Annotated in this window: 6 protein-coding genes and 1 pseudogene; 5 read left to right on the forward strand and 2 right to left on the reverse strand. The window is 70.4% G+C overall.

All coding sequences use genetic code 11. The features are described 5' to 3' along the window. The coding region (locus D7V88_RS35895; protein ID WP_147449005.1) for a methyltransferase domain-containing protein at positions 1-907 on the forward strand (907 nt) is incomplete at its 5' end. A gap of 76 nt (positions 908-983) precedes the next feature. Here the strand turns inward: D7V88_RS35895 and D7V88_RS35900 are convergent. After that, a complete protein-coding gene (locus tag D7V88_RS35900) occupies positions 984-1,511 on the reverse strand; it encodes a hypothetical protein (protein ID WP_120545099.1) in 528 nt (175 codons plus the stop codon). Between the two features lie 331 nt (positions 1,512-1,842). Here D7V88_RS35900 and D7V88_RS35905 point away from each other — a divergent pair, with 331 nt between their 5' ends. Then, on the forward strand, positions 1,843-2,832 hold the full coding sequence (locus D7V88_RS35905; RefSeq protein ID WP_120545100.1) for an aldo/keto reductase: 990 nt from the start codon (positions 1,843-1,845) through the stop codon (positions 2,830-2,832). Positions 2,833-2,866: 34 nt separating this feature from the next. Here D7V88_RS35905 and D7V88_RS35910 read toward each other — a convergent pair whose 3' ends face one another. Beyond that, the gene (locus D7V88_RS35910; RefSeq protein ID WP_120545101.1) at positions 2,867-3,439 is read right to left on the reverse strand and encodes a tRNA-uridine aminocarboxypropyltransferase; all 573 of its coding nucleotides are present in this window, start codon (positions 3,437-3,439) and stop codon (positions 2,867-2,869) included. 86 nt (positions 3,440-3,525) lie between these two features. Between D7V88_RS35910 and D7V88_RS35915 the strand changes: the two genes are divergently transcribed. The 3 genes and pseudogenes from D7V88_RS35915 to D7V88_RS35925 all read left to right on the forward strand — a co-directional run. Beyond that, the gene (locus D7V88_RS35915) at positions 3,526-3,873 is read left to right on the forward strand and encodes a hypothetical protein (protein ID WP_147449006.1); all 348 of its coding nucleotides are present in this window, start codon (positions 3,526-3,528) and stop codon (positions 3,871-3,873) included. 81 nt (positions 3,874-3,954) lie between these two features. Next, a complete protein-coding gene (locus D7V88_RS35920) occupies positions 3,955-7,368 on the forward strand; it encodes an AAA family ATPase (RefSeq protein WP_120545103.1) in 3,414 nt (1,137 codons plus the stop codon). Positions 7,369-7,372: 4 nt separating this feature from the next. Beyond that, positions 7,373-7,902: pseudogene (locus tag D7V88_RS35925) on the forward strand (AAA family ATPase); the annotation flags it as partial.

Below are 7,902 nucleotides of genomic sequence, written 5' to 3' on the forward strand. Positions count from 1 at the left end.
TGAGGGCGGTCAGCGCGGAGGCCGGCGCGCCGAGATCCTCCTGGCGCCCGGGGATTTGAAGACGTTGAGCCTGGGCGCGCAGTGGGAGCTCTTCGAACGGTTCTCCTTCGTGCAGGAGAACGTGGAACCCGCGCTGCTCCTGCTCGATGTGCGGGCGCGTCCGGAGCTCCAGATCCTCTGGACGGCGCTGGAGGCGCGTGCCCTCCTGGTGACCGCCGCGCTGGATGCAGCGGGAGAGGATGTCGCCCAGCGGTTGCGCACGGGAGGCCTCTCACCGGCACACTTCCGGGAACAGTGGGAGGGGCTCGGCTTCACCGAGGCCACGGGTCGCGCGAGCACGGCGGCGGATGACTGGCTGGAAGGCCTGCTGCGCATCTCCCGCATCACCACCGGCCAGGACCGTCCCCCGTTCGGTCAGGTGAACATGGCCTCGCGGGCCCAGCGCATCTCCGACTTCCTGTCCGTCACCAGCCCCGGCCAGAGCGACACCGTCTACGACCTCGGCTGCGGCAACGGGAAGTTCGCCATCACCGTGGCCGCAAGCTCCGCCGCCCGGGTCAAGGGCGTGGAGTATGGGCAGACATACGTTGATTCCGCGCGCCGCAATGGCGAGCGTTTCGCGCTGCCGAACCTGGAGTTCATCCACGCGGATGTCCGCGACGTGGACCTGTCGGACGGCACCGCGTTCTATCTGTACTTCCCCTTCTGGGGAGAGGTGGCGCACGCGGTGGCCCGCACGCTCGGGGACATCGCGCGGGCCCGGGACATCACCGTGTATGCCTCCGGCCCCCAGCTCGACTACGGCGAGCACTTCCTCGAACAGGTGTCACAGGGCGCGCTGCGTCTCGCGCCTGAACGCCTGGCCTTCGCCGACGTGATGGTCCTGCGCAGCGCCGCCTTCGCGTGAGGGGCTGCCAGCGCGCAGAACCACCCTGGCCTGACGAAGACCGCCCTTGGTCGAGCGGTCCTCGCGGTGCGCCGAGCTACTTGGCGCAGGTGAACAGGTTGTTGCTGACGTGGATGCCGCTCATCGCGTAACCGCCGGCCCCGCACACGTGCATCGGGTAGGAGTCCTTCGTGCCAGGGTCCCCATCCACATACTCGGAGACGACGCTCGTCCCTGGATACTGGCATGCCAGGTAGTCGTTGCTGACGTGCAGGCCGACCATGACGCTGCCATAGGGACAGGCATGCATCCCGTTGCGCCTGCCCCCTGTATTGATGAAGCGGGAACCACTCGTAGAGGAGAGTTGGGCACACTTGAAGACGTCATTGCTGAGGTGCGCGCCAATCATGGCATAGCCGGTAGGACAGCAGTGCATGGTGCTCCCACCAACGGTACACCGCGTCCCCGCGTCGTAGACCACCGATCCCGTGAAGGTGAGCGAGGATTTCGCCACCTCGACGTCGAACTCCTCCTCCCCCTCTGGCGCGGCCCCACATCCGGCCAGCACCGTGATTGCAGTCAACACCACCGCTGCCGAAGACACCGCCTCGAAGACTCGCTTCATCGGTTCTTTCTCCACTCACATGATTACAGGTTCACCTGGGGAGCGATGTGCCCCCCAGGCACAGGGCCTGTCCGTACGTCAAAACAGGTATTTTCATGATAAAGATGATTTCATGGATAATCAAGGAGGCGTTCACTCGGGGTGAATGTTCACCCGGGGAGAGCGCCGCCCCGGCAGGAGAGCGCCGCCCCGCTTGCGCCCAACGACGCCACCAGGGAGCTGGGACCTCATTATCAACCCTGGCTTAAAAGCCTTTTGGCTCCATGCGCGTAGTCATTGGCGGTCCAGGTCCCTACGTTTCGACCTGATGTCTCTCTCAGAGGAGAACGCCATGCAGAAGCGCGAACTTGGAAACAGCGGACTAGAAGTCTCGGCCATCGGCCTTGGCTGCATGGGTTTGAGCTATGGCTATGGCCCGGCCACTGAAAAGCAGGAGGCCATCCAGTTGATCCGCCTGGCCTTCGAGCGCGGGATCACCTTCTTCGACACCGCCGAGGCCTACGGCCCCTACCGCAACGAAGAGCTCCTGGGCGAAGCCCTCGCTCCCTTCCGGGACCAGGTGGTGATCGCCACCAAGTTCGGCTTCGACTTCGACTCCGCTGGCGGCCAGAGCGGCATGAACAGCCGGCCGGAGCACATCAAGGCCGTCGCCGAAGCGGCGCTCAAGCGGCTCAAGACCGACCGCATCGATCTCTTCTATCAGCACCGCGTCGACCCGAACGTTCCCATCGAGGAGGTCGCGGGCACGGTGAAGGAGCTGATCCAGCAGGGCAAGGTGAAGCACTTCGGCCTGTCCGAAGCAGGCGCGCAGACGATCCGGCGCGCGCACGCGGTCCAGCCGGTCACCGCCCTCCAGAGCGAATACTCCCTGTGGTGGCGGGAACCCGAGAAGGAGATCCTGCCGACGCTGGAGGAGCTGGGCATCGGCTTCGTGCCCTTCTCCCCGCTAGGCAAGGGCTTCCTCACGGGGGCCATCAGCGAGAGCACGACGTTCGACAGCACGGACTTCCGCAACGTCGTCCCGCGCTTCACGCCGGAGGCCCGGAAGGCGAACCAGGATCTGGTGGATCGGCTGGGCGAGCTGGCGACCCGGAAGAAGGTGACCCGCAGCCAGCTCGCGCTCGCCTGGCTCCTGGAACAGAAGCCGTGGATCGTGCCCATCCCGGGGACCACCAAGCGGCATCGCCTGGAGGAGAACGCCGGAGCCGCGGACGTCAGGCTGACGCCCGAGGAGCTGCGGGACATCCAGGGAGCCCTCTCGCAGATCACGGTGCAGGGGGATCGCTACCCCGCGCACCTCCAGGCCAGGGTCGGTCGCTGAGAGCCGGGCCGGAGCTGGAACGGCACTCCGGCGCTCAGTTCAGCGTCCCGCAGTCGGCGATGCGTTGGACCCGGAGCGCGGCCAGCCGCACCAGCGGTGCCGCCGCCTCCGGTCCTTCGAGCAGCGCCACCGCGCGGGCGATGGCATCCAGGGTGGACATCCCTGAGGGATGCGAGGTCTCGCGAAGCCGGAGCATCCCGGGCTCGGGCGGTGGCAGCACCAGCCTTGGGAGCGTCCGCAGCGCGGGGAGCCGCTGGCTCATCCGCCGTGCCTGCGACCAGTTCGCGTCCAACACCACCAGTTGTCTTGGCGCGGGAGCATCCGGCGGTGCGGTGGGGCCATCCGGGAAGAGCAGCCAGGTGCCCGGTTCGCAGAGCACGGCCGGGTCGAAGGCATCGACCATCGCACCGTGGATGAGCAGCTTCGCGTTCGTGAGGGCCAGCGCGGCCACACGTCCGGTGTTGCTCCGCTTCGCGACCTCCATCACGTGCTGGAGCAGGAGGACCCGGGTCCGGGTTTCCACCCGGGGAATCTCCGCGCACAGGCACAGGTGTATCGCGAGGTTGCAACGCGGACAGCGGGGTGGACGGGCGGCGCGGGGAGGCATCCGCCGTCATCCTGGGCCGGCCACCTCGGGAAGAGAAGCCCTCGTTGATGGACGGGCCCGTGCGTTCACCTTGGCCTGGACTCACCGTGCAGCGAAATGCACAGCGGCACGGCGCTTCCGCGCGGCCCCCCTGCGCACTGCTCGACGAGGACACCGCCGAAGCGCTGGAACAGCTCATCACCGAGCGGCTCGGCGTCGCCATCCCCGCACGCGAGCGCTGGCGCAAAGCCGATGACGGCATGCACGTGCTGGCCGCCGGGCTGTACGGGCTCCTCAAGGCCGACGGCTTCGAGCACTCCGGCGGCGTCATCCAGGAGTGGCTGGGCCGGGCCGCGCACGAGGGACGGCTCGCACCCGCGTCGCTGCATGCATCCGCGGCCCGCGTGCTGGGGCTTGCTTCCGAAGAACTCTGGCGGCCGTCCGAGCGGAAGTGAGCCGCCGAGGCAGGCGGCCCGTCAGCTCCCGGGGGCCCGGGGCGTCGCTGTGCGGCGCCGTGCTAGCGTGAGCCCTCTCCCATGAACTTCCGTTTTCAATGCTGGGTGCAGCGGCACGCCAGCCGCCGGGTCACGCTCACACCGTTGGCGCTGCCCCACCTCGCTGTTCACGCGGAGACGCTGGAGAAGGCCACCGAGGAGCTGACGCTGGCGCTCGATGATCAGCTCACCCGCGTGCACCCCCGCCGGGTGCCGGAGTTCATCGCCGCGTCCGACGGTGTCCTCCATACGCTCGAGGTGCAGGAGGCCCTCCCCATCTGGGGCGCGGAGTCGAACACCGTCGCGCCACTGCACTTCACCGCCGTCGTCGCCCCCGCGCACCAGTCCTTCATCGGACTGCATGCCCCGCGCCTCGGCACGCACCTGTGGTTCCAGGGCAAGGCACTTCCCCCAGAAGCATCGGACCGCCTGGGCGAACAACTGGAGGGCCTCTCCGACGCGCGTCGGCTCGCGCTGCGCCCGGAAGGCGCGGAGTCGCTGGTGGAGATTGAAGTCCACGCCACGCCCACCCTGCTCGCCACCCTCACCCCGCGCCAGCTCCGCCTGGACATCCGCCCACCGACGCGTCCTCCAGATGCGCCCGTGGAGCCGTCGGGCGCGGAGCTGGACGACGAGGATGAGGACGCGCTGGACCTGGACACCTGGGAGCCGCGCCGCCGCTCACGCCGCCGCGACGGGAGCGCGAAGCCGGAGAAGCCGCCCCCCACCCCCACGCTGGACCGCATCGCCGTGCCCTGGCACACGCTCGCGAAGGACGGACAGCTCGACGCCGCGTATGAGCAGGACGCGCTGGTGACGCTCTTGCGCGCGCGCCTCGCCGCGAAGGACGCGGAGTCCGTGGTGCTGGTAGGCCCTGCGGGCGTGGGCAAGACGGCGGTGCTCCACGCGCTCGCCCAGGCGATGCGCGGCCCCACCGCCACCGCGCCCGAGCGCGCCCGTCCCTGCTTCTTCCTGGACGGCAGCCGCCTCATCGCGGGCGAGGGCATGGGGGGCGACTGGCAGCAGCAGGTCATCCGCTGCATGCGCGAAGCCGCTGAGTCGCACGCGCTCCTCTGCCTGGGCCACGCGGTGGACCTACTGGACGCGGGCAAGAGCGCGCACAGCGACCAGAACGTGGCCCAGCTCCTCTTGCCGCTGCTCGCCACCCGCGAGGTGTCCGTGGTCGCCGAGGCCACGCCGGAGACGTGGGCACAGGTGGAGCGCCGCAACACCAGCTTCGCCCGCCTCTTCTCCGTGGTGCGCGTGGAGGAGCCGTCCGCCGACGCGCTGGCCCGCATCCTCGCGCGTGTGGCCGAGGACGACGCGGGGCCGAAGCCGCTGGAGGTGCGGTCCGAGGCGCTCGACGAGGCGCGCTTCCTCTGCCGCCGCTTCCTGCCGTACGGAGCCCAGGTGGGCAACACGGTGGCCTTCCTGCGCCGCCTGCTGGCCACGTGCTCGCACGCCGGACAGCCGCGCGTCACCCGCCTGGACGCCGTCCGCCAGTTCGCCTCCGAGTCCGGCATCCCCGAAGCACTGCTGCGCGACGACGTCCCGCTGGAGCCGGCCCAGGTGCGCGACTTCCTCTCGGCGCGGGTGCTGGGACAGGAGACGGCGGTGGAGCGCGCGGCGGCGGTGGTGTCCGTGCTCAAGGCGGGCCTCGCCGACACGCGCCGTCCGCTGGGCGTGCTGCTCTTCGTGGGCCCCACCGGCGTGGGCAAGACGGAGCTGTCCAAGGCCCTGGCGGAGCTGCTCTTCGGCGCGAAGGAGCGCATGGTCCGCCTGGACATGGGCGAGTACGCCGGCCCGGACGCGCTCTTGCGCCTGTTGGGCGACGGCGAGACGCCCGGACACCTGTCGGCCGCGGTGCGCCGCCAGCCCTTCTGCGTGGTGCTGCTGGACGAAGTGGAGAAGGCCCACCCCGCCGTGCACGACGCGCTGCTCGGCGTGCTGGGCGAGGGCCGCCTCACCGACGCCTCCGGCCGCTTCACCGACTTCCGCAACGCGGTGCTCGTGCTCACCAGCAACCTGGGCGCGGACACCTGGCGCGCCCGCGTGGGCTTCGACTCCTCCGGCGGCATGCCCGACACCGCCGCCCTGCGCGCGCACTACCTCGCGGAGGTGCAGCGCTTCTTCCGTCCGGAGCTGTTCAACCGGCTGGATGACGTCGTGGTCTTCTCCCCCCTCTCCGCGGACCTGCTGCGCCGGCTGGTGGTGCGCGAAGTGGAGGCCGTGTGCCGCCGCCCGGGGCTGTCCCTCCACGACGCGGCGCTGGAGGTGGCCTCTTCCGCGCTGGACTGGCTGGCCACGCGCGGCTTCGACCCGCGCTATGGCGCCCGTCCCCTCAAGCGCGCGCTGGAGCGGGAGCTGGTCGTGCCGGTGGCGGCGTGGCTCGCCGCGCATCCCCAGGGCGGCGCGGTGAAGCTGTCCGTGGAGGCCGGCGACGCGGGGCTTTCGCTGCGCGCGGAAGCGGTGGGCGGTGACGCCGAGGGCGTGGGGCGGCAGACCATCGAGAAGGTGCTGGAGGACGCGGCCAGCCTGCGCGCGGAAGTGCAGCGCTGGAGCCGCTCGGAGCCCATGCGCGGCCTGCGGCGCGAGCTGGCCGTCTTCGACAAGGCGTCCCGCCAGCCGGCGTACTGGGAGGAGCGGACCCTGGCGGAGGCGTCCTCGCGCAAGTCGTCCGAGGCGCGTGAATTGGACAAGGCCTTCCGCGACTGCGCGCAGCAGGCCGAGGCCGTGGAGGACCTCCTGTTCGAGGCGCACCTCACGCGCGCCGTGGGACAGGCGGAAGGCCTGGCCCGCGACGTGGCCATGCTCCGGCGGACCTTCCAGCCCCTGCGCGAGCGCATCCACGCCAGCCTCTTCCCCGTCTCGCGCGGCGCCACCCTCCTCCTCGTCCCCGGACGCGGCGCATGGCCGCACCTGTGCACGCTGGCGAAGGCGTACGAGACCTGGGCCCACGCGCAGTCCATCGCCTTCCACCGGGCCCTGTTGCTGGCAGAGGAACCCAAGGCGGGCGAGAAGCCGAAGCCCTCGCGCAAGGACAAGGACCTCCGGTTCCATTGGAGCTGGGAGCAGAAGGCCTCACTGGAGGAACTGAAGCGGCCCCCCGCCGCGTATGCGCTTCAGCTCAACAGCGGCACGCTGCCGCTGCTGCTGGCGGGCGAGCACGGCGTGCACCGCTTCGTCGAGGGCAGCCAGGCCGCGCTGGTGCGCGTGCGCTTCGAGCCGCAGCCCCTGGCCCTGCACGCGCTGCCGGCGTTGGAGGACCTGGAGAAGTCACTGACGAAGCAGGAGGTGCGCCGGGTGCGGCCCGCCGCCGGCATCGTGACGGGAGGCTCGCTGGAAGACCTGCGCACCGGCGCGAAGCAGCGCTACGGGCCTGCGGGCCTGGACATGGAACCGCTGCTGGAAGCCTGGTTGCAATGGCGCGTCTTTGGCGCGCGAGAGGAGGACTGACGCCATGGACCTCAAACTGCCCCTGGTGGTGTCCCCCCTTGGCGGACGGCTGGTGCAGGCCTGGGTGCCCGCCTTCTGGCCCCGGCTGAGCGGCGTGGGCCCCAGCCTCTCCACGCTCCGCGACGAGCTGGCGCTCGCCGTCATGGAGCGCTTCGAGAGGGAGCCCGCGGCCCACGTGGCCGCCTATCAGCTCCCGCCGCACCTGGCCCTGCGGCACGTCAAGGTGGACACGGAGGCGAGGGACCGGGAGAAGAACAAGCGCGTCGTCCTCCAGGGCCGCATGGCCGTCCTGCTGGAGAAGTGGCCGCGCGACGAGTTCTGGGTGGTGACGCCCACCCGGCTGCCCCTGGCCCGCTTCGCGCTCGCGAACCCGGACGCGCTGCCCCAGGCGCTCGCGCGTCGGCTGGCCACGTGGTGCCTGGAGCACGACCTGGAGAACCTGGACGAAGCCTGGGGCACCGGACACGAGCGCCTGGAGCTGCTGGAGGTGGACGCGTACGCCCCCACCATCCTGCCCCGCACGCCTCCCAAGCC

This window comes from Corallococcus terminator, from assembly GCF_003611635.1.
GTDB classification, from domain to species: domain Bacteria; phylum Myxococcota; class Myxococcia; order Myxococcales; family Myxococcaceae; genus Corallococcus; species Corallococcus terminator.

Coding starts and splice junctions, on each gene's coding strand:
- D7V88_RS35900 (WP_120545099.1), bottom strand. CDS start 1,511: ATGAAGCGAGTCTTCGAGGCGGTGTCTTCGGCAGCGGTGGTGTTGACT.
- D7V88_RS35905 (WP_120545100.1), top strand. CDS start 1,843: ATGCAGAAGCGCGAACTTGGAAACAGCGGACTAGAAGTCTCGGCCATC.
- D7V88_RS35910 (WP_120545101.1), bottom strand. CDS start 3,439: ATGCCTCCCCGCGCCGCCCGTCCACCCCGCTGTCCGCGTTGCAACCTC.
- D7V88_RS35920 (WP_120545103.1), top strand. CDS start 3,955: ATGAACTTCCGTTTTCAATGCTGGGTGCAGCGGCACGCCAGCCGCCGG.